The organism is Idiomarina sp. UBA4206, assembly GCF_002383015.1.
Classification (GTDB): Bacteria; Pseudomonadota; Gammaproteobacteria; order Enterobacterales; family Alteromonadaceae; genus Idiomarina; species Idiomarina abyssalis.
Genome location: NZ_DFTS01000002.1, coordinates 16,481 through 16,801, shown reverse-complemented (window position 1 = coordinate 16,801; position 321 = coordinate 16,481). Strand labels below are relative to the sequence as shown.

The following is a 321-nucleotide window of genomic DNA, read 5'->3' as shown; positions in this document are numbered from 1 at the left end:
GCGGTACGGCTGAAAAGTCTGCGGTATTGGCAAAAGAATCCTTAATGGAGTCTGTCGACATCCATGAGCTTATTGAGCGTGGCCCGCAAAATGCCGAAGAAGAGCTGCGTTTAGAAATTTTTAACCGCGTTAACGCGTTAGGTATCGGTGCTCAGGGTCTGGGTGGTTTAACAACGGTGCTGGACGTGAAGATTAAATCACTGCCGACCCACGCAGCTTCTAAGCCGGTGACCTTAATTCCAAACTGTGCAGCCACGCGTCACGTGCATTTTACTTTAGACGGCAGCGGTGCAGCAGATTTAACTCCGCCGAAACTGGAAG

Annotated in this window: 1 protein-coding gene; it reads left to right on the top strand. The window is 50.5% G+C overall.

Going from position 1 to position 321, the window contains the following annotated elements:
- A partial coding sequence (locus B3180_RS00175; RefSeq protein WP_286842142.1) for a fumarate hydratase occupies positions 1-321 on the top strand: 321 nt, incomplete at both ends.